This window comes from Aureliella helgolandensis (assembly GCF_007752135.1).
Lineage (GTDB): Bacteria > Planctomycetota > Planctomycetia > Pirellulales > Pirellulaceae > Aureliella > Aureliella helgolandensis.
Window position 1 is genome coordinate 8,419,194 of record NZ_CP036298.1, and the last position, 20,764, is coordinate 8,439,957.

Annotated in this window: 18 protein-coding genes; 4 read left to right on the forward strand and 14 right to left on the reverse strand. The window is 53.6% G+C overall.

The features are described 5' to 3' along the window. Positions 1 to 422: 422 nt before the first annotated feature. On the forward strand, positions 423 to 1,778 hold the full coding sequence (locus Q31a_RS29735) for a 3-keto-disaccharide hydrolase (RefSeq protein WP_197355948.1): 1,356 nt from the start codon (positions 423 to 425) through the stop codon (positions 1,776 to 1,778). A gap of 10 nt (positions 1,779 to 1,788) precedes the next feature. Here the strand turns inward: Q31a_RS29735 and Q31a_RS29740 are convergent, their stop codons facing one another. The 11 genes from Q31a_RS29740 to Q31a_RS31240 form a co-directional block, all read right to left on the reverse strand. Beyond that, a complete protein-coding gene (locus Q31a_RS29740; RefSeq protein WP_197355950.1) occupies positions 1,789 to 3,525 on the reverse strand; it encodes a hypothetical protein in 1,737 nt (578 codons plus the stop codon). A 186-nt stretch (positions 3,526 to 3,711) separates the two neighbouring features. Then, a complete protein-coding gene (locus Q31a_RS29745; protein WP_145086590.1) occupies positions 3,712 to 4,314 on the reverse strand; it encodes a hypothetical protein in 603 nt (200 codons plus the stop codon). Between the two features lie 2 nt (positions 4,315 to 4,316). After that, positions 4,317 to 4,880 carry a hypothetical protein gene (locus tag Q31a_RS29750; protein ID WP_145086592.1) on the reverse strand — a complete coding sequence of 188 codons (564 nt, stop codon included), beginning with the start codon at positions 4,878 to 4,880 and terminating at the stop codon, positions 4,317 to 4,319. A 33-nt stretch (positions 4,881 to 4,913) separates the two neighbouring features. Beyond that, on the reverse strand, positions 4,914 to 5,537 hold the full coding sequence (locus tag Q31a_RS29755; RefSeq protein WP_145086595.1) for a PilN domain-containing protein: 624 nt from the start codon (positions 5,535 to 5,537) through the stop codon (positions 4,914 to 4,916). Continuing rightward, a complete protein-coding gene (locus Q31a_RS29760; RefSeq protein ID WP_145086597.1) occupies positions 5,521 to 6,741 on the reverse strand; it encodes a hypothetical protein in 1,221 nt (406 codons plus the stop codon). Before Q31a_RS29760 ends, Q31a_RS29755 begins: the two co-directional genes overlap by 17 nt. A 93-nt stretch (positions 6,742 to 6,834) precedes the next feature. Beyond that, positions 6,835 to 8,037, reverse strand: a complete 1,203-nt coding sequence (locus tag Q31a_RS29765) for a type II secretion system F family protein (RefSeq protein ID WP_145086601.1) — start codon at positions 8,035 to 8,037, stop codon at positions 6,835 to 6,837. Between the two features lie 51 nt (positions 8,038 to 8,088). Beyond that, on the reverse strand, positions 8,089 to 9,822 hold the full coding sequence (locus tag Q31a_RS29770) for a GspE/PulE family protein (protein ID WP_145086603.1): 1,734 nt from the start codon (positions 9,820 to 9,822) through the stop codon (positions 8,089 to 8,091). Positions 9,823 to 9,898: 76 nt separating this feature from the next. Then, complete coding sequence (locus tag Q31a_RS29775; protein ID WP_145086606.1) at positions 9,899 to 10,234, reverse strand: STAS domain-containing protein; 336 nt, start codon at positions 10,232 to 10,234, stop codon at positions 9,899 to 9,901. 119 nt (positions 10,235 to 10,353) lie between these two features. Beyond that, positions 10,354 to 11,802: a PAS domain-containing sensor histidine kinase gene (locus tag Q31a_RS29780; RefSeq protein WP_145086609.1), complete on the reverse strand. Its 1,449-nt coding sequence runs from the start codon at positions 11,800 to 11,802 to the stop codon at positions 10,354 to 10,356. Between the two features lie 10 nt (positions 11,803 to 11,812). Further along, positions 11,813 to 12,193 (reverse strand): response regulator, encoded by a 381-nt coding sequence (locus tag Q31a_RS29785; protein ID WP_197355952.1) that lies wholly within the window; start codon positions 12,191 to 12,193, stop codon positions 11,813 to 11,815. A 39-nt stretch (positions 12,194 to 12,232) separates the two neighbouring features. After that, positions 12,233 to 12,640: a prepilin-type N-terminal cleavage/methylation domain-containing protein gene (locus Q31a_RS31240; protein ID WP_145086615.1), complete on the reverse strand. Its 408-nt coding sequence runs from the start codon at positions 12,638 to 12,640 to the stop codon at positions 12,233 to 12,235. A gap of 271 nt (positions 12,641 to 12,911) precedes the next feature. On the opposite strand from Q31a_RS31240, the gene Q31a_RS29795 reads away from it, so the two are divergent. Continuing rightward, positions 12,912 to 14,489 carry an HD-GYP domain-containing protein gene (locus Q31a_RS29795; RefSeq protein WP_145086618.1) on the forward strand — a complete coding sequence of 526 codons (1,578 nt, stop codon included), beginning with the start codon at positions 12,912 to 12,914 and terminating at the stop codon, positions 14,487 to 14,489. Positions 14,490 to 15,104: 615 nt separating this feature from the next. Here the strand turns inward: Q31a_RS29795 and hemA are convergent. From hemA to scpB, 3 genes are all read right to left on the reverse strand, one after another. Next, the gene (hemA, locus tag Q31a_RS29800) at positions 15,105 to 16,385 is read right to left on the reverse strand and encodes a glutamyl-tRNA reductase (protein WP_145086621.1); all 1,281 of its coding nucleotides are present in this window, start codon (positions 16,383 to 16,385) and stop codon (positions 15,105 to 15,107) included. Next, positions 16,385 to 17,266, reverse strand: a complete 882-nt coding sequence (locus Q31a_RS29805; RefSeq protein WP_145086624.1) for a cytochrome C assembly protein — start codon at positions 17,264 to 17,266, stop codon at positions 16,385 to 16,387. The genes hemA and Q31a_RS29805 overlap by 1 nt, the downstream gene beginning before the upstream one ends. Positions 17,267 to 17,415: 149 nt before the next feature. After that, positions 17,416 to 18,579 carry an SMC-Scp complex subunit ScpB gene (gene scpB, locus Q31a_RS30630; protein WP_231691002.1) on the reverse strand — a complete coding sequence of 388 codons (1,164 nt, stop codon included), beginning with the start codon at positions 18,577 to 18,579 and terminating at the stop codon, positions 17,416 to 17,418. 85 nt (positions 18,580 to 18,664) lie between these two features. Between scpB and Q31a_RS29820 the strand changes: the two genes are divergently transcribed. Both Q31a_RS29820 and Q31a_RS29825 read left to right on the forward strand, forming a co-directional pair. After that, positions 18,665 to 19,459, forward strand: coding sequence for a hypothetical protein (locus Q31a_RS29820; protein ID WP_145086627.1), 795 nt, complete (start codon positions 18,665 to 18,667; stop codon positions 19,457 to 19,459). Beyond that, the gene (locus Q31a_RS29825; protein WP_145086631.1) at positions 19,444 to 20,646 is read left to right on the forward strand and encodes a cysteine desulfurase family protein; all 1,203 of its coding nucleotides are present in this window, start codon (positions 19,444 to 19,446) and stop codon (positions 20,644 to 20,646) included. Before Q31a_RS29820 ends, Q31a_RS29825 begins: the two co-directional genes overlap by 16 nt. Positions 20,647 to 20,764 lie beyond the last annotated feature (118 nt).

Genomic DNA, 20,764 nt, shown 5'->3' on the forward strand with positions numbered 1-20,764 from the left:
AACGCGAAAAACACGGCCCGCATCGCACTCTAGCAGCAACTACTCCAGCCTTGCAGACGCAGCGAATTGCGAATTCGATCAGCCACTGAGCCATGGGTTTCTCACTCCCCAAGCCATCGTCGCCTTTTCGCTCACCAGCATCTAGTCCGACAGGCTACCCATTGCAAACCAAGACGCGGAGGGACACGCTGCCACAGGCCCGCATCCAACCTGCGTCACTTTCGCCTCGGGATCTAACTCTATTTGTAGAATTCCCTGGACGGTTGGTTGCATCGAGCCCCGGAGTCTGCGTATCCTGGAGATTCCCGCAGTCTACCATTCTCGGTCGCGGTGGTGAGTTGAGCTTACTTTAACCACCATCGTCCTAGGTCGCTCTCGACCAGGCTGCGAACCTCGATACCCACCTACAGGAAGAATGACCCATGAAGCCCTTTTGTTTCGCTTCAATTCCATTTCGCCAGGCGCGAACCGCAGTGGCTGGCTGCACGATCGCTGCACTAGCTGGTGTGCTGTCCCTACCACTTAGCAACCTGGCCATGGCAGAGAGCCCCGCAGTTCCCGAGGGCTTCACAGCCCTGTTCAATGGTAAAGACCTTACCGGCTGGCACGGGCAACCCCATCTCGATCCACGCAAGTGGGATGCGACGCCTGCAGAAAAGCGGAGTGAATGGAATCAAGACATGTCCGAGCATTGGACGGTCAAAGAGGGTGCGTTGGTAAATGACGGTCATGGCGTCTACCTGACGACTGACAAGCAGTACGGCGACATCGAGCTGCTGATTGACTACAAGACCGTTGCCTTGGCGGACAGTGGCATCTACCTCCGCGGGAGTCCTCAGGTCCAAATTTGGGACAGCACCAACGAAGCTCAATTTGGCATCGGTGCCGATAAGGGAAGTGGCGGATTGTGGAACAACAGTCCCGGGAAGGCTGGTAAAGATCCATTGGTTCTAGCCGATAAAGCGTTTGGTGAATGGAATTCGTTCCGCATCAAACAAGTGGGGGCACGAACCAGCGTTTGGCTCAATGATCAATTGGTCGTCGACGGAGCCAACATGGAGAATTACTGGGACCGCGAACTGCCCTTGTTCGCCAAAGGTGTGATTCAACTACAGACTCACGGTGGCGAGATTCAATGGCGCAATCTGTTCATCCGCGAATTGAGTGCCGAGGAATCCAACCAATGGTTGCAGGAACAAGACCAGAAATTGGGGGAGTTCCAATCTTTATTCAATGGATCGGATCTTAGCAATTGGAAGGGAGCCGTGGAAAATTACGAAGTGTTGGAGGGAGCCATTCAGTGCAAGACGGGTCACGGAGGTGTCCTGCACACCGCTGACAAATACTCCGACTTCGAAACCACTCTCGAGTTCCAACTTCCACCGGGCGGCAACAATGGTCTCGCGCTACGCTATCCGGGAAGTGGTGACACTGCCTATCTAGGGATGTGTGAGCTGCAAGTACTGGACAACACTGCAGACAAATACAGTGGGCTCGACCAGCGACAATACCATGGCTCCGCCTATGGCATGTTGGCTGCAAAGCGGGGCTTCCTGCGCGAGGTGGGGGAATGGAATTACCAACGCGTCACCGTGAAGGGTTCGACCATTCGTGTCGAACTCAACGGCACCGTCATCCTCGATGGCGACCTCAGCCAAGTAACTGAGTATCTGGCCGACAAAGAGCATCCAGGCAAAGACAATGCTGATGGCTACTTTGGTTTCGCTGGTCACAACGATCCCGTGCGATTCAAGAACGTCCATATCCGCGGCTTGTAGTATTGGCTACCTACGGAAAGAAATAGGAATCGGGCACCGTAGCTACGTCTGAGGGTAGCTGCGGTGTTCGCGAAGATCCCTGCATCGGGAGTTGCTCAGTCTGAACACTGGGCAAATTGTGCTGCGAGTCGAATTGTTGAATCGTTTCGAACTCCTCCGGCGGCAGGGCAAGATGGTATCCGCCTGCGTAGTCGCCGCCCGCGTAGTCACTGGGGCCCGGCAGGTGCCCGTTGATGATGCCTTGAGGAGTCACAGCCGAGTTAAAATCAGCGAGCTCCCGACTTTCGAGCAGTGGGCTGTAAGGTACGATATGCGGCGTCAGGGCAATGATGACTTCGACCCGCTGCGATGTGTCGCTCTTGCGGGAGAAGAACCTCCCAATCAGCGGCAGTTTGCCAAACCAAGGTACGGTACTGTTTTTCCGATCGTCTGACTCTTTGATCAACCCACCAATGATCATCCCCTTACCATCCGGCAAGATCACTGTCGTGCTGGCTTCGGTGGTTTCCTCTTCCGGTAAACCTGAATCGGCGTTGATTCGCCCCCCAGATACCTTGGGCTCAACGAACAACATGACCTGCCCATCGCGGGTAATGGTTGGGGTTACCTGAAGGACGACCCCAATATCTAAGAAGTCGACGCTCTGCAGGGTGCTCGTCTGAGTTGTGGTCGTCACGAAGTAGCCGAACTTCGAACCGATTTGAATCCTGGCTTCCTGTCCATTTACGATCAGGACCTTGGGAGATGCCAACGTGCGGACGTTGCTCTGGGTTTGCAGCGCTTCAATGACGCCCCCTAAATCGTGCCCCTCCTCTAACCCAACTTTGAAACCTGGCGCTACTTCCGGATCGGCAAACCCCTGGGCTTGCACATTGAAATGAGAACCAGCCATGCGGACCAACCCCTTCATGTTGACCCCATGCCGTTGGGACTCATCCAAGGTTACTTGCAGAATACTGGCTTCGATCAAGACCTGCTGAGGTGGATTGTCGACGCTAGCAATGTAGGTTGATACCGCATGAATCCGCTCCGGATAGTCTTCAACCACGATTCGCTCTCGCGTTTGGCGAACGCTCGTTTTGTCTACGACATGTTCGAATGCTTTGCCCGCTGGTGAAAGCAAGCCGGACACAACCGCTAAGACTTCTTTCGATGAAGTATAGTGCAAATCGAAGACCTGCAACTGTTGGCCTGGCAGCGATTGATTCTTCCCTTTTACTTCCCCTTCATTGCCTGGAGAGGTCACAAAAATGATGTCGCCCTGATTGACCCACACCAATCCGTTGATCTTGAGAATGGCGTCGAGTGCATCCCACAAGGGGACGCGTTTGAGAGTTGTCGTAACAGTACCGGCGACATCCTTGCCTACGATGATGTTAATCCCGCTCTGTTTGGCGAGATCTGCCAGGACAACTCGTACGTCCACTTGCCTGGCAAATATGGTTGCGGTTCGGCCATCGCAAGTGACCTCGAGGGCTGTATCGGGTTGATTGCCCATTTGCAACGGAATGGTCAGCAATTCTTTCCGGGGAGGCGAACCCACACTTGGGAGCCCCACATCGACGGCCTCTGCGGCCGGCGGTACGTACTCCCCGTCACCGAAGGAGACTGGCGAGTCCAACTCGCGCGGATTGCGAACCGTTGGGAGAGTCGAAGGTGCATCGCGCTCTTCCGCAACAACGCTTCCGACTTGTGGTAAGGCAACTTGGCAGACTGCTATGCTAGCAAAGTAGCTGAAGAGACACATTGTCCCGGCTATAAGGCAACAGTATTTAGCTGTAGACCGACCAGGATGCATTTGGAGCCGCCAAAGGACAAAAGTTGGGTACGTGGAGTACTCCATCTATCGGACAGATCGGCAAGCAAATTTCACCCAAACCGAATATTTAACAAAGGCCGCTAAAACTACCCAGTCTACCAATCGAGCAATCGATCAATCGATCTGGTTGCGTCGCGCTTCGTCGAACCCTTCACCACGCTCCACGGACAGGATGAGCTTCCCATGCTGGATATCTTCGACCTTCACTGAGGGACTCAACATTTGGCCCTTTTCCAGTAGTTGATCTCCCAGCATTACGACCTTTCGATCCCCCGATTCGAAGACGTAGGAGACAGGCGTTTCTAACAATGCATTTCTCCACCTCTGCGCTGAATCTCCCTCTGCGGAATCTCCCTCCAGGGGATTATCCCGAGTCGCTGCACCAGTCTGAGCACCGGTCGTTACGAGTTGCTGGTCATCACGAATGACGGTGTAGTTTACCAGGGGGCTTTCGCCAATCAGCGTTGCAAGGTCCACTTCCGGCCAGCCCTTTCGATCGGCAACCGCGGTGGCAGATTCTGAACCAGTAGCCTGCTCCACTGCCACCTTACGCTGAGATGTTGGCGGTATGTAAGCAGTCTCCGTATTGTCGTCGTCGCCCGACATCCCAAACAATACGTAGGCAAGGCCGCACAGTAGGATCGGGATAGCCAACAGCTTTTGTCGCGCAAACCGATCTTTCTTCTCGGCTGTCTTTTTTGACTTTCTTGCTCTCATCTTTAGGTTCCACTCACTGTGGCCGAGGTTGCAAGCAATTGCATGCGTGGGAAGAATTCTACTTTCAAACGCATGCTACAGCGTAATGGTCCATCCCCGCTAAGGGCGTTCATTTGCATCGCTCGAATACAGGCGGGGCGATCTAGTTTGCGAATATCGTCGATCAAACTCAGCGCCTGTGCATACTCGCCACTCACTTGAATGTCGATTTTCTGTAAGCTCGCACTGCGGCTTGGTTCCTCTCGAAAGTTCATGAGCTCCAACTCGTGCAGCTCCAGTAGCTGGGACATTGTCTCCAAGACTGGCTGCCCTGGCTTGGTTTTCAAAGTCAAGCGTTGTTCGAGTCGATCGGCTATCTCTGCTAGTTGGGCTTGAGTCTCCCCATTCTGCGCATCCAGCTCATGGACTGCATCCTGCAACGCAACAGACTCCGCATAGGCCGCGTCTCGTGCTTCTTGGGAACGCAGCAGTGGACGAATGCAAAACAGGTGCGTCATGAGAAGCAATCCTAGAATTGCCGCTATCCCCATCCCATGCACAGGAATCGTGTTGAGTCGGCCATTCATTGGGTGAAATCCTGATTCAAATTCTCTGAGGGCCTAGAAGCGGCATTGCACAGTAAATCGAAGGTCTGCCGAGGTCGTATTGAGTTTTTCCAAGGAGCTACTGAGCTGCACATCTTCAAAATATCCCGATTGTTCCAGTAGTTGTAAAAATTGTGAAGAGTTGGAGGTAGTACTAGTAACCACCTGCAGAATGACGCGGCCTTGATTGGCACTCGAGGACTTACTCGCATCGGCTGTAGAGACTTGAGCAGTTGGCTGTCCGCCACTGTTGGGTGATGGATCGGTGAGCGAAAAGTCGACCGACTCTACATATAGTTCTGAATCGAGGTGTTGTTTGATTTCGGTTAACAGTGAGAAGATGGCCAAGGGTGAATATCTGGATCGCATATCCAAATGCCGTGTCTCATAGTTCACTAAACGCTGCATCTCCACTCGCAACTGTTGGTTTTCCCGCTGAATCTGCCTTGGGTAAGTGGCTGCGGAGACTTCGGCGTCAATTTCTGCTTGATGGCGGGCAATGGTCCATTGACCGACGAATATCACCGCTCCTGCTAGCAGACCCGCAATCGCAATAGTCCGGTACCAAACTTGTTTCACTCGCTTCTGCTGAAAGCGAAGACGCGTTTCTATGGGGAGCAAATTATTGAACTGGCGCATGATGCATCCCCTTAACTGCCATAGCGTAGGCGATTGCATACTCTGCACTTAGCTGGTGATTTCCAACACTCCGGCTCCATACACGGGAGGGATGGGCTAGCATTCCTTGAAAATGGTCGGTCGCTATCGACAGATGAGCGCCACCCCCAAGCAAGCAGATATCCCCTAAAGACTTGCCGGGATGCCGCCAACGCATGAAGTCGATCGTCGAATTGACTTCTTTAGCCATGTTCAAACAATTGCTTTTGACCCAATCTTGGGTCTGTCTCTGCGCACCGATTCGTTCTGGGGTTACAGAGTCTTTCTGGCTACATAGATTCAGCCAACGCACTGCTTCACCAGGGGTCAGTCCCAAGTCTTGAACGGCTTGGGCAGCAAGAGCACTTACACCTCCGCTAGTCAGCTTTCGGATGTAGTCGATCTGATTGTCGACTAAGCACACCAAGGTGGGGTCGCCGTATGACCAATCGATTGCAATATTGATCGCCGATGTAGAGTCCTGCAATTGAAGCATGGCTTCGGCCACTCCCCAGGGCGTGCCTTCGATCGACAGAGGCGTCATGCTGCAGTGGTCCAGCGATTCCGCCAAACCGTTTGACAACTCTTGTGGTAGGCTCAGTGCCCGAATCTTGGGGCGTGGACCTTCGGTCGCTAAGATGGCGATCGTTCTTGGTCGAGGATCCCCGAGAGCTTCCTGAATATTCTGCTGGATCGAAGCCAGAGAAATCGGTTCCCCCGGCTGCACATGCACGTTGCGAAAGTCGCAAGCAACCATACTCATGGCAATGCGAACTTCAGCGCGGGTTACAGATCGGTCTCCCACGGCACTGGCGATTCGGCTAGCCAGGGATTTGAATTGGTGGCTGCTCCAACGGGAAAAGTCAAATTGCTCGTTGGTACTGAGCAGCCCGTCTGCGACTGAATTCGACGTGTTTGCAGGCATCCTACGAGCGGCTTCCGCCGGTCGTGGTTCCGTCCCCAGTAGGCCATCGTTGGAATCGGTCAAACCATGGTTGTAGGTACCAGTGCTCCCTGCCTGTGTAGGTAGTGAGACGCAAGCGACCTCGGAAAATCGCCTTCCCTGGGAGCGACACCACACAACCTTGGTCGAATACCATCCAACGTCAATGCCCAGTCCACACTGCTTAAACCCAGCGCGGAAGGAGAATCGTCTCGGACTTTTCCTGGTTGCGTTCTTCAACATTTTTTCTGCAATCGCACGCTATTTCTGACGTAGTTGGCGTTGTAAGGGAACACCGATTAGTCGGTTGAACACTAGCTTTAGAAACAAGAATTCTTAGTTGGCAGCACCGGCTTGCACGTCGAGCATTGGGAGCAACACCGAGGCCACGACCACACCCACGAACACACCCAACACGATAATGATCAGTGGTTCGCTGAGCTTGAGGATTTGACGCAATTGCGCGCTACCTTCATCGTGGTAGTGGCTGCCAGCTGTAGCCATTACCGTCTCCAATTTTCCTGTCTTCTCTGCCATGATGATCATGGCCCCCGCACCGTCTGGCAAAAAGTCAAACTCGGCCAAACTATGCGTCAATCCGCGCCCTTCCATAACGTCATTCTCCCAGGCTTCCATCAATCGAGTGGTCGTTCCATTGGAAGTGGAATTACGCAACAACTGAATTGCTTCAAGCAAGGATATTCCATTGCGCAGGAGATGACTCATACTCATGAAGAGCTTGCCGATGACCAGATTCCGGAGTGCCGGTCCCAGGACGGGGCTGAAGAAGCATAGGTTGCCAAGTAGTGCGCGCACCGGTGGTTGCATCGACAACAGGACACTTGCGATCACACCCACCACGGCCCCAATCGACAAAACCACTACATTCTCTCGTATCAGACGCGAGATACTGAGCAGATACTGCGTATAGATGGGAGGGTCGACCCCCATGGATTTGAAGGAACTATCAAACTGAGGGAGCACAAACCAAATTAGGATGGACGCTACAACCATGGCGGCTGAGCATAGGATGGCGGGATAGGCAATGGCGCCGACGATCGTAGAACGCATTTTCAGCTCATCGTCGAGCTGTTCTGCGATCTGCCTAAGAACATCCACCAGTCTCCCCGAGGCCTCTCCAGCCTGAATACTAGCCGATACTTGGTTGCCCAACATCTTTTCCTGGGCTCGGACCGCGAGGCTCAGACTCTTCCCGCTACTGATGTCTTCAAGAATATCCTCCAAGCTTTCGCGCAAGCCGGGATGGCGACAGCTCTCCGCCACCAGCTCCAGTGCCTCTGCCACATCGATCCCTGTTTCGACCAACAGCGCCAACTGTCGAAACACGATTAACATGCTCCGACGATTCGCCCTGCGCCGAAACACCTGTTTGAGTTGGCTTAGTTGCCACCCACTACTAGCATCCGTCCCGTCACCCAACGAACCGACTAGATCGTTGGCGAGGTTTCCCAAGTTCAACGGCGACGATTCGTTAAAGCGATCTAAGTTTGCTGGTGGGGTGTTTGATAGGAATTGCATGAACCGTTTACTCGTTGATTAGTCGCCCTGCGCCGGCTGTCCGGAGATGAATTAGTCGGTAAGAGCCACACGAATCACTTCCTCGATAGTGGTGACACCCTCCTCTGCCAGACTGCGTGCCTCCTGCAGCAGTGTCGTACCACCCTGGGCGGCCAATTCTCGCCGATAGTCCGCCTGAGAACCCTCACTAGAAATCACTTCGCGAACCGCGGGAGTAATGCCCATGATTTCGTAGATCCCCTGACGTCCGGCATATCCCGTATCAAAACAAACAGAGCACCCTTCGCCTCGCTTGAAGGGCTGGCGGGGTACTTCTTCGTAGCCCACCAACAAGGATTGCTCGGGTGTTGGGTAGTGCGATGTGCGACACTTGGCACAGATTTTTCGTACCAATCTCTGAGCGACTACACCGGCTAGTGAAGCGGCAATCTTGTAGGGTGCGATCCCCATATCTCTCAAGCGAGTAACCGTCGAAGCGCTATCGTTGGTATGCAGCGTGCTCAATACCAAGTGCCCTGTAAGAGCGGCCTGAATGGCTACCTCAGCGGTCTCGGCATCGCGAATTTCTCCCACCAGGATGATATCTGGATCTTGCCGCAGAATGCTCCGCAACGCCGATGCAAACGTGACTTGCCGGGCTGCATTCACCTGCACCTGGTTCACCAAATCAAGCTGATACTCGACAGGATCTTCCACTGTGACAATATTGCACCCCGCATGCTTTATCGTTTCCACTGCGGAGTAGAGCGTCGTTGTCTTGCCGCTACCGGTAGGCCCGGTAACGAGGAACAGGCCGTGTGGCTTATTCAAGATCTTGCGCAGCGTGTCCAGTTGTCGATCTGGTACCCCCAAGCGGTCCAAATTGAAAGTCACTGAACTTCGATCGAGAACGCGCATCACCACCTTCTCTCCCAACACAGTTGGCAGTGACGAGACCCGCATATCGACTTCACGATCATCGACTTTGACGTGAAACCGTCCATCCTGACTCTTTCGCTGTTCGGCGATATCCAGTTTTGACATCACCTTGATCCGCGACACGACGGCCGGATGCAGGTCGCGACGTGGCTTCAGCACTTCGCGAAGTCTCCCATCGACCCGGAAGCGAATGACGCTCGAACGTTGCGAGGGTTCAATGTGAATATCGCTAGCGCCTTGCCGCACCGCCTGGACGATGAGATAGTTGACCAGATTGATGACGGGACTTCCATCCGCCAATACTTGAATACTATTGGTGTCAAAGAACACCTCATCCGACTTAAGCTCAATTGCGTTGTCTTCGAGGTCCGCCGTGAGAACATCGACCTTGAAGTCCTCTTCGTAGCAACGCGGCAGTAGACGCTCAATGGAGCTCTTGAGACTCAATGCGGGGCGAATCTTGAACCCCGTCAATTCCTCTAAGAAATCCACAGATTCTAGATTCTGCGGTTCGGCCATAGCGACCGTCAGTTCATCGTGCACTCGAAACAGAGCCAAGCAATTGTACTGCTCGGCTACCGCCCGTGGCACATACCGGACGACTTCGGGATCGACGATCCCCTCCTTGAGTCGCACCCAAGGAAAATTCAATTGCCCACCGATCAACGGCAGCAAATCTGCTTCGCTCATCAATCCCAAGGCGACTAGAGACTCACCCAACCGCATTCCACGATTGCCATGCAACTCCAACGCTTTTTCGAGTTCGGACTCTGAGATCAGTCCAGCCTGGACTAGACGTTGTCCCAGAGGAAGCGTATTGGGTTTAGTGGAGTATTTTCGAGCTCCGGATTCAAGCGTGGTGCTCATGCGAATGCCAACTGAAAAGCAAGGGAAGGAGAATTGCAGACTGGAGCGACCGGCGGCCGCTGGCTGTCTGCCGGGATCAACGAGCAAAGTCGGTGAGTGCGGATCGCAAATCGTCAAAGACAGCGATCCGTTCGTCGATTCCCGTGATTTCCAGGACTTCGCGACAAAGTGATTGTGGCTCTGCCAAAACTAGCTTCCCGCCGCGCCCCAGACAATCCTCTTGAGCATCGACAATGAACTCCAGGCTCTCGCTATTCACCAGTGGACAGTTGCTCATCTCAAGAACGATTTGAAAACGTCGTCGCCCCATGCAGTCTTCGAGGCTTTTGCGACATTCTTGCAGGGCCTCGCCAATCATAGCGCCGTCAGCCTTAATGACACTGACCGCGCCCACGTTCTGAACGCCAAGCATGATGATTTCCCTTGGGCTTTAACGCCCACTTGAATCAGATAAAACCGCCTCAACCATTCGTTATTACGTCCGGTAGCTTCCAAACATAGGACATAGAAGTTGAACAGGATTGCAGGAAATCAGTTTTTATTTGGGATCTTGAGTATAAATCGCGATCCCTTGTTGATTTCACTTTCTACGGTTAACTCGCCATGGTGCAACAGAGCGACTTCCCGAGCAAACGAGAGCCCCAGACCATTGCCCTCAATCGTGGCGACTCGCTCATCCTGACAGCGGTAGAAGCGTTCGAAGATCTTGGGCAGCTCTTCCGGAGCGATTCCAATCCCGCTATCTTCGACGCTGATGGAGATATATTCTTCGAACTGCTCCGCCTGCAGACGAACTTCGCCTCCCTCTGAGGTGTACTTGACCGCATTTCCTAGCAGATTCACTAGACAAGAGATTACTTTTTCCTTGTCAGCGTGGATTGTCTTGAGATTGGGTGCGATTCGGCTGACAAATTTCAGTTGCTTCTCTTTCACCAGTGGACCAATATGTTCCTGGACCTCGTGGACCATCCGCTGCACGTCAAACGAGCTGATTGTTAGCGTCATGGAGCCAGCTTCTAACTGCTGGATATCCAAGAGTTGATTGAGGAGTCGGCTAAGCCGCCCAGCCTCGGAATGGATGATATTGAAAAACTCTTTTTGCTGCGCTGGTGAGATGTCTTCGAGATCGATCAACGATTCCGAATAGGCGCGAATGTTGGTGAGCGGCGTTCGCAGCTCATGGGTAGCGGACGCTAGAAATTGTTCATGCGCCTCTCGGGCCAGTGCCAATTGCGTAACATCTCGCATCATCCAGACGAATCCATCCGATTCCTGCGACCTACCAACGAGCGGATTGCGAGCCAGCTGGAGGACACCGTCACTAACGTGGCCGCCCTGATGCAATTCCACCTTGATGGGCTTGGTCCCCTCCGTTAGCTTCGCCTCGACGTCCTTCCAATTGTGGAACTTCATCTCTTCGAGGCTCGCATAGATGGAGCCCCCTTCGAAATTGCACTCGATATCGTGAACTCCGGTCGTGGTATTGCTCCAGGCAGCGTTGGCGTAGCTAAATTTCCCATGGCTATCGGTGATTGCCACCCCCTCGGAGATGCTCCGTAGAGCTCGGGCAAAACGCTCGGTTCCCGTCCGATTGACACTGCTCTGATCTACGCGACGCTCGATGATTTGATCGGCTTGCCGCTCTTGAAAACGCTGGATGAGATCGTTCCAGCCCTGTCCAAACGAAGTGCGATCGAGTACGGGATGTAGAACTTCTGCTGATCCGCCTGCATTGTTGGCAAAGGCGGATAATTGTCGTTCCAGCCGAACTGGTAAGGACAGTCGCCTGTGGTACCGTAGCATGGCCACCACGACGCAAGTTACCGCCAGGCCTCCGATGGCGAGGCTGACTGTGGAATACCGTCCGGCACCCACCGTCTGCTGAGAAACGATGAAGCCGATTAAGAACAACATACAGCCGCACGTTACCAGTAGGGTCATGCTCTCACGAGCGATGCCCGAAGCTCTACCCGAAATCATGTCGATACTCCTAGCCGTTTGCTGCAACAGGAATCGCGGTTTTCAGTCTTTCGACGAGATTTTTCGGTGAGAAAGGCTTGTGAAAGATATCGGTGACGGCCAATCGTCCTTGGATGTCTTCCAAGTCCAGTTCATGCGTTTTAGCGGTACACAGGAAAATGGGAGTGCTCTGATTGGGTCCGTCCGTCCTTAACGCTTCGATCACGCCTACCCCAGTCAAGAGTGGCATTTGTTGATCGAGCAGAATCAGATCGTAACTGCGCTCCATGCCAGCCTTTAAGGCGGCTCCTCCCGTTCGACGCAAATCGACTTCAAATCCTGCACTTTTCAATACGAAGTCAAGCAGGTTTGCGAGTGCAAAACTATCTTCGGCTACCAATATGTGTGTCACGTGTTTTCCTTTCCGATGAGTTCCGTCGGTGGAAATCCACTAGAAGTCAAAATGGGCTGCGTTGTTGATTCGAATTTCGCCTGAGGTTGCATTGTAAAGCCATCCACCGGCACCGGTCACATCGCCTACGACCATCGGATCGCTTCCCAGTACGACGCCCGCACTCTCGCTGCTTCCAATGCGAGCTGTGGGGAACGGCCCCTTCAAATAGGTGATGATATCGGTGTTCAGCGTAGCCGGGTAAGCACCCGTGTCGGCTCGATACAACTCGATCGCACTACGCAGAGTCGACAGTGATTGTTTCGTAGCAGACAGCTTTGCATCGTCTGCGCGATCGATAAACTTCGGCACCGCCACCGCCGCCAAAATCGCGATAATAATGATGACAATGACCAGTTCAATGAGCGTGAAGGCTCGCCTAAAACAATTTGGATTGCTTCTCATCATGTTCTACCTGAGTGATTGTTAGGCAAGTTGGCATGCGCTGAAGACAAGATTCATAAAACGCATAACCATCTAAAAGCTCTCTTCCTAACCCTGTCAGGAAACTTAGCCCACGACTAACAACTATCAAACCAAATTGTCAATTCTTTTGCTTTGTGGACGTATCGGCATCCGCTTTGCGTACAACGGCAGGCGTAAAACCCGATAGTGAGCATGATAGACTCGCCCCAGTCTGCATTTGGAGTTAGCCAACCGCTTGCCGAGGTTAAGAACAATGCCATCCATTCCATCCTCTACTGAGTTGGAAATCTTAGATTTCGTGCGTGATCGGCTGGGCTGCGGGCTCTCCCTCATTCCTGCCGATTGCAGCAGTGCTGACCTTCATGACGCATTATCCAACCTCGGCTGCACAATCACTCCTAGCGAATGCACCGACTGCACCGATCTTGTCTATTGCGCGGAATACGAACCCCTCGTCATTGACCTAGATCCGTCTCGCAGCTTCGCGACGATCAGCCTCTCCAATTTCGAGGATTGCAAACTCTCGCTGGTCGCCGTCCTTGATGGCTCTGCCTCGGTCACCCGCAATTTGTTGCGGTGCGCGATCGAAGCCTACCAACTCACTCTGGAGATCAAATCGTGCAATACGGCTCTCGAGGAATCTGCGATCCAGCTAGCGCAGAGCTTTGAAGAACAAAATTGGTTGCGTGGCTTCGCTCGGAATGCAACCTGCTTTACCAGCGTCAGCAGTGCCAATGATGTCGCCACTGGTATCTTGGCACCGCTGGGCTATCTGTTGCGGGCTCAAGATGTCTTTCTCTTGGTAGAACCGGAAGAGACCGAGCGATCGGGGCTGACGAGTACCAAGTTTGGAAGCTCTAGCTTCTCGCTGGAAACCTTGCTCGGTCTATTTCACGAATTGGGTATCTACCCACTCTCCCCGCCTGTGGTGCGCAATAACCTCACTACGCAAACTGCCGACGGCATGATCTCTTCGATCATCTGCGTTTCCATTGCGAATTCCGGGCAGTCCTTCGGACACTTGGTGGCCATCAACCGCACGACAACCGCCCTCTCCGACGGACTCCCTGTATACGATCCGGAGTTTGGCAGTGGCGATGTGGGACTGCTAGAAGAAGCTGCGGTGCTACTTTCGACGCAAGCGCACAACATTCACTTGCTGGTTCAAAGTAATCAACTCTTCCTAGGCACCTTGCATGCAATGAGTAGCGCGATCGACGCGCGAGATCGTTACACCCAAGGCCACAGTGAGCGGGTTGCTAGACTCAGCTACGATTTGTCGCGCGTCTTGGGACTCTCGGATGAAGCCTGTCAAGAAAACTACCTAGCCGGCATCCTTCACGATATCGGCAAAATTGGAATCCCCGACAGCGTGCTGCTCAAGAACGGTCCCCTGACCGACGAAGAGTTCTCGATCATTCAACAGCACCCTGAGATTGGACATCGAATTGTCGAGCAGCTTGGACACTTGCAATTCGTCCTTCCAGGAGTGCTCTACCATCACGAGCGTTGGGATGGGAAAGGGTATCCCCATCAACTGGCCGGACAATCCATCCCCTTGATGGCGCGTATCATGGCGGTGGCGGATGCTTTTGATGCGATGACCAGTTCACGCCCCTACCGAAGTGCCATGCCGGTAGAAAAGGCTAGCAGCATCATTATCAATGGTGCCGCCCAACAATGGGATGCCGACATCGTAGACTGCTTTAAAATCTGGGTGACTCAACGTCTGCAAGAGATCCCAAGTGACCATCCCCAGAATCAAAGCATCATTGCGGAAGGCTCACCCGTGGAACATATCGTTCAAGCGGTCATGGCTCTGTGCCATTGAGCGAATGTAACGGACGATACTCTTCGCTTCTCACCTTGCTGTAGCCCTGCTTGAGACGCCATGCATCCAGTGGGAAGATTGGATTGCATGCATTGCTCAATCCTAGCCGCCAAGCGACCTCTGAAAGGGCTCTCTCTCGGGTCGACCAACTAGTGACAGCCACTGCACATTTTCTTCAGTGGCCGTCTCCGGCTGAGAGGACTCCCATCAATACTTGCGATCCGTAGCCATAATATGGCCTACGATCATCCATACACCGAGAAAGAACGCACCCAACATCGTGTGAAACCATTCTAATGACATATACCACCTATTGCGCTGCAAACGAATTACTGCTGCGTCATCCTTGCGCAATACTACAATGGGTTCCAGATCCTGAACCCACTATACGACCTTCCGAAGTCGAGACAATGCATTAGATACCGACTCCGGTCATTTGGGTATCGTCAAACCGGTGAAAGTCAGCGCACTATTTTAGAAGCCACTCTACATTCAGACGATCGCCGAGAGACTACGCAGTCACCCTATTCTGCCCGACCGATCCACCTTGACACAGTGCTTTAAACACAGTGCTTTAAACACAGTGCTTTAAACACAGTGCTTTGCGATGGACGGTTAATCACTAATCCGGAACAGGCGTCGCAGCGCATCCAACATGCTGGCGTGGTGGTTCGAATCCGCATGTTCGCGGAGTGTTTGCAGGGGTGGGTGCAACAGTTTGTTCACCAAGCGATCAAAGGCTATGGACAACTCCTTCTCCGCCTGAGAGTCGAGCCCACGCGCTTTCAACTTGCTGACCAACCGCTCCAATTCCTGACCTTTGACGAGTTCTGCTTGTTCGCGCAGTTTGCGAATAGTCACACCACTATTGCGGTGGACACTCTCGGAGAGGAATTTTTGCAATTCTTGATCGACGATGCGCTCGGCCCGCGGCCATTCCTGCTGCCGAGCTTGAAGATTTTTGTCGCACACTTGCTGCAAGTCGTCGACGGTAAACAGGTACACATCCGACAACTCTGCAATGGCCGAATCAAAGTCGCGTGGTACGGCCAAGTCCAGGATCAGTACAGCCCGTGCACTGCGTTTGGCTCGGCAAGCTCGAAACTGCTCCAAGCTGACGATGGGTTGGCTTGCACTGGTGGTTGAGATGATCAGGTCGGACTGTGCCATGCTCGCATCGAGTTCGCTCCATGGTCGACTCATTGCATTAAACTGCTGCGCCAGTTCAGCACTGCGTTCGGCGTTACGATTGAGGATCTGAATTGATTTGGCACCGGCATCGATGAGATAGCGAAGGGTTTCCGTCCCCATTTCTCCGGCACCGATCAACAAGATTTGCTTATCGTCGAATCGTTCGAAAAAGTCGCTGGCGATTTCACTGACCGCTACGCTGGGGACGCTGATTCTGCGGCGATGAATTTCGGTCTCGTTGGCTACTCTGCGGGCCACGACGGTGGCTCGCTGGAAAGCCCGGTGCATCAAGCTTGCTGCGGTGTCACCGCTACACGCCAACTCGTAGGCCTCTTTGACCTGAGAAAGTATTTGAGCTTCACCGACGATCATGCTATCGAGACTAGAGGCCACCATGAAAAGGTGCCGGACTGCTAGTTCGTTTTGGAGTTGAGTGATCTGATCGGAGACGTGAACAAAGTCGGTGTGATGGAAGTCGGCGATGAAATTCCCCAACTGCTCCGGCTGCGGTAGTTTGACTCGATCCGAAGCGGCCGCATACAACTCCACCCGATTGCAAGTACTCAGCAAGACCGTTTCTGCCTCCGGAAACTGCTGCCCCAGGCGTTGCAGCGCATCGCTGACTTGAGCTTTGGAAAACGCCAGCTTCTCTCGGATCTCAAGTGGCGTGCGGTGGTGACTAACTCCTACCATGGACCAATGCATCAGATTGGCCCCTGAGTAACTTGTCCCAACAATTCCTGGCTGAACCCCACTGTGGTGCTTGGGATCGGTGGAATGCCGTGCGACGAAAACAAGACCAATCCCAGCACGACCACTAGAAAGAAGAAGTTGGCTATGGCGAGGTAGGCGCTCTGACGTCCCCCCAGTGCACTGGATGAAGACAATTCCATCAACGACGCGATGAGCGACCAAGCAAACAGCACGACCGTGAAGAGTATTCCGCCGCTATACCAAGCGATTTGGCCGTCGCGTCCCAGGTTCAATACGATCCCCGATAGCAATCCCAACCCCAGGCTGACCGTGCTGATGAACAGACTCGATCGATTCATCGATTGTAGGAATTCCAGCGTGGGCAGCCGCAACCCTCCCCGAGATCGAACCTTGCTTTTCAAACGGTGGGACTGCACCAGATACATGAGTCCAAAGGCGAATCCGAAACAGATAATCATGGTTCCGACGAGGAGGCTAACCCCGTGGATTGCCCGCCATAGGTTCACGGTGGTGCTGGGGTGAAACGGCGGTGCCTCGCGGACCAATTGAGCCAATCCGATAAGGCCTAGAACCACGGGAATCAAGAACAATCCCATGGCGCGATCGGGATTGCGGATCGTCAGGATCAAGCAGGCCACGGCCAGCCCCCAGGCGGCAATCACCGCCCATTGAAACCAACTGGAGAGCAACTCTGGGGCTGAGCTGGGTACCCCCACAATCATTTCATTAAAAACGAAGATGCTGTGGGCTGCTAAGCCCGCACTCAGCATGGCGATAAGCACTACGCTCCGCCCAGGTAGCTTAAATAAGAACCGCGATGCTTCGACGACCAGCACTACTACATAACTGAGCAGGAAGCATGATACGCTCACCCCTGTTAGCACGTCTCGCCCCTCTTCATCGCGTTAGCACTCCCTACCCAATAAAAGAAGCCGGCAAATCGATCCAAGCCGGCTTCTATACGAATTGATGACAAACACCAAGGATAGGAAGGTCCTATGGCAAACGCTCTGTGGACGACTTAGTCCCAGTCCTCGTCATCATCATCCTCGTCATCATCCCAGTCGTCGTCGGAGTCATCATCGTCGTCGTCGTCATCCCACTCATCATCGTCGTCGACTTCCTCCCAGCCCCCCTCTTCTTCATCATCCTCGTCGTCATCGTCCTCTTCATCGTCGTCGTCCCCTCCCTTTTTGGATACTTCATCCGCATCGGAGTCCTCGTCGTCGTCATCCCATTCTTCATCGTCATCGCTGTCGACATCGTCCACCGAGTCGTCGTCATCATCATCATCATCGTCGTCATCCCAATCGTCTTCATCCTCATCGACGGCTGATGGGATCATTGGGGCTGCATTGAGCAGCTCTTCATCCGTTGGGGCGGAAGCGTCTTCTAGAGTTGCCGTAGCTGAAAAACTCATGTTCACCATCGACTCCTTATTTTCTGAGTCTGTTCCTACGAATTCGGGGGAGGACAACGATAACTGGGGTTCGTTTACCCAGTCTATCCGGGGTAACCGATCGGCAGATCGCAACCCAAACATTTGTAAAAATCTGCGAGTAGTCCCGTAAAGATACGGTCTACCCAGATCTTCACTTCTTCCGCTGATTCGAACAAGCTCCATTTCCATCAATTGCTTGAGTACTTCGCTGCAGCCCACACCTCGAATTGCTTCGATGTTGGCCCTCAATACGGGCTGGCGGTAGGCCACTACGGCAAGTGTTTCAAGAACCGATTGGGTAAGTCGCTGTTCACCTGGAATATGCGACAGTCGCCTTAACCAAGGAGCAAAGTGAGACCGCGTCATCAACGCATAGCCGCTCGCTATCTCCTCTACGCGGTAGGATCGACCATCGCGGTCCAACTCACTGTTCAACTGGCGAACCAGTGTACGTGCTTCCGTTGCGTCCGCCAACCCAGCCAGCTTCGCCAGTTTACGGCTGGTCAAGCCATCGTTGGTCAGAAAGAGCACTGCCTCCACGCGACGCAGCTTCGCTTCCTGGCTGTCTTCCGTTCGATTTGTCTGCGGTACGCGCTTCGGTTCTTCGTAGTTGCTCTTAAAATAGTGTATAAAAAACCAGTACCGCTGGCCTCCGGTCCCCTGCGCCTGCTGGTAGCCAGGCGCAATGCTGGCTCGGCCGCTGCCCGGCTGAAAGGGGCCTCCGCTGCTTCCCTTTTTGATCATCCCAATTACTTCGCCTTAATCCCCTCTCACACCCTCAATCCACTCCCGCACCCAGCTTTCTCGTCCCTGTAAATATAGCGATTAAATGAACTCGCCAGTCTCCGCAACTTCAGCTAACTCTCAAGTTACTGGTAAAAATCGCGCGGTCCGCTCGGGCCTAAAATATGCTTTGATCCCCTTTGTCCTAATTTCGCTCTCCTTTCTCAGCCTGTTGGGTCTATTCTATTTCAACTCCACTTTAGTCTCGGGCACTGAACTGAACTGCCTTTCCTGGGAGACTCGCCGCTTCAGTTTTCGTCGCGAACCCTTTACGAATATTCAGATCTCGGGAATTCGCTACACCGAATCCCGATTGGGCTACGTCTGGTCCTCGGCTCCCAGCGGTGAAAGCTCCCTGCTCGATACCGCCATTAAGAGACACTTAAAAAATCCCCAGTCGTACGAGTCGCGGTGGGATCTGGTCGATTATTCCACCCCCTATCCATCCAAGGGCCCCGCCGACATTTTGGTGACGCTGCTCTGCATGCAGAATTCGGACTACGATCAATTCTGGTCCAAATGGACTGCCAACGAGCCTGCCAAAGCCAAGATCTTGTGGCCTGCGGCCCTGGATTTGGTTCAATTCCAAATCTATGCTGCCCTCCCTGAATTGCTCGAATTGGCCACCTTCGAGCTGCCGCTGCATGAATTTCAGAGCTCGGTCAATCACACCGTGCAAAACGCTTTGGTGGAATACTGCCGCTCGCCACCTGAACCGAGTTTTGGCAGCAGTGGCCCTCCTACCAATGCCACCGGGAGTGATGCCCGTGTTCAATTGGCGGCCCAAACTGGCCTATCCTATGGCGACCATCCCGACCTTCAATTATGGGCCGAACCCTAGTGCCGCTCACCATCTATCTCGACAATAACGCCACCACCAAGATCGATCCCCAAGTGGCTGAATTGATCCGCGCGCTGTCGTTGCAAGGTGTCGCCAACCCAGCCAGTCAGCATGGACCTGGACGCCAAGCCCTCAAATTGCTGGAGCAAGCCAAAACCGACCTGTTGAGTCTTACCGGCGCCTCCAACACGCTGATGGACACGGCCCAAGTCATTTGGACGAGCGGCGGTACCGAGGCCAACAATCTAGCCCTCCTGGGGATCGCTACCAAACAACCCGGCATGCTGGTCGTGGCCGCCTCGGAACACTCCAGCGTTCTCGAAGCTGCCAAGCGAGCCGCTGCGTCCCTTCAACAACCATGCCACATCCTGGCCGTTGACGATGCCGGGCACTGCGACCTCGACCAACTGGAAGCGATCCTCCGTCAGGACGCTGCCAACATCGCCCTAGTAAGTGTCATGCTGGGCAATAACGAAACAGGGGTGATTCAAGACCTAGAGACCATCTGCAAACTCTGCAATCGCTACCAAGTGAAAACTCATAGCGATGTGGTCCAAGCTATCGGAAAACTACCGTTCAACATGCTCGAGCTGGGCCTGTCCGCCATCACCCTCACCGCCCATAAAATTCATGGGCCCGTTGGCATCGGGGCTCTGATCCTGGCACCCAACCTTCAATTGGAGCCCATGCTAGTGGGGGGAGGTCAACAACTCGCCATCCGACCGGGGACCGAACCTGTGATTCCGGCTGTCGCCCTCGCCGCTGCCCTGCAGCACACCTGTCAGGCTCGCCTGGATGGGACCTATCAACGCATCGCGTCGCTGCGAGACGAGTTTGAATCCAAGGTCTTGACGCTGGGGGACACCTACGTGGTGGGCCAAGCACCCCCCCGCCTGCCGCACACTTCCAACATCGCCTTCTGGGGACTCGATCGGCAAGCCCTCCAAATGGCCTTAGACCTACGTGGTCTGGCTTGCAGTACCGGATCGGCGTGTTCCAGCGGTAGCAGCCGTCCCTCGGCTGTTCTAACTGCCATGAAACTCCCCGATAGAACTATTTCCAGTTCCCTACGCTTCAGTTTTTCGAAGTATTCTACGCTCGCCGAAGCGCATCAGGCTGCTGAGATCGTTTGCAGCGTTGTCGAGCGTTTGAGATCCAATCGCTCGAACTTCAAAGTTCGATCCTAGGTTTCTGCACTCCCCAATTGCCGGTTAATTTTGCCCCTCACATCAATCCATACTAGAATGACAGCTTAACCCTCTGGTGTTTCCAATTCCACGTTCCGCCTTGCAAGTGATGTTCTAG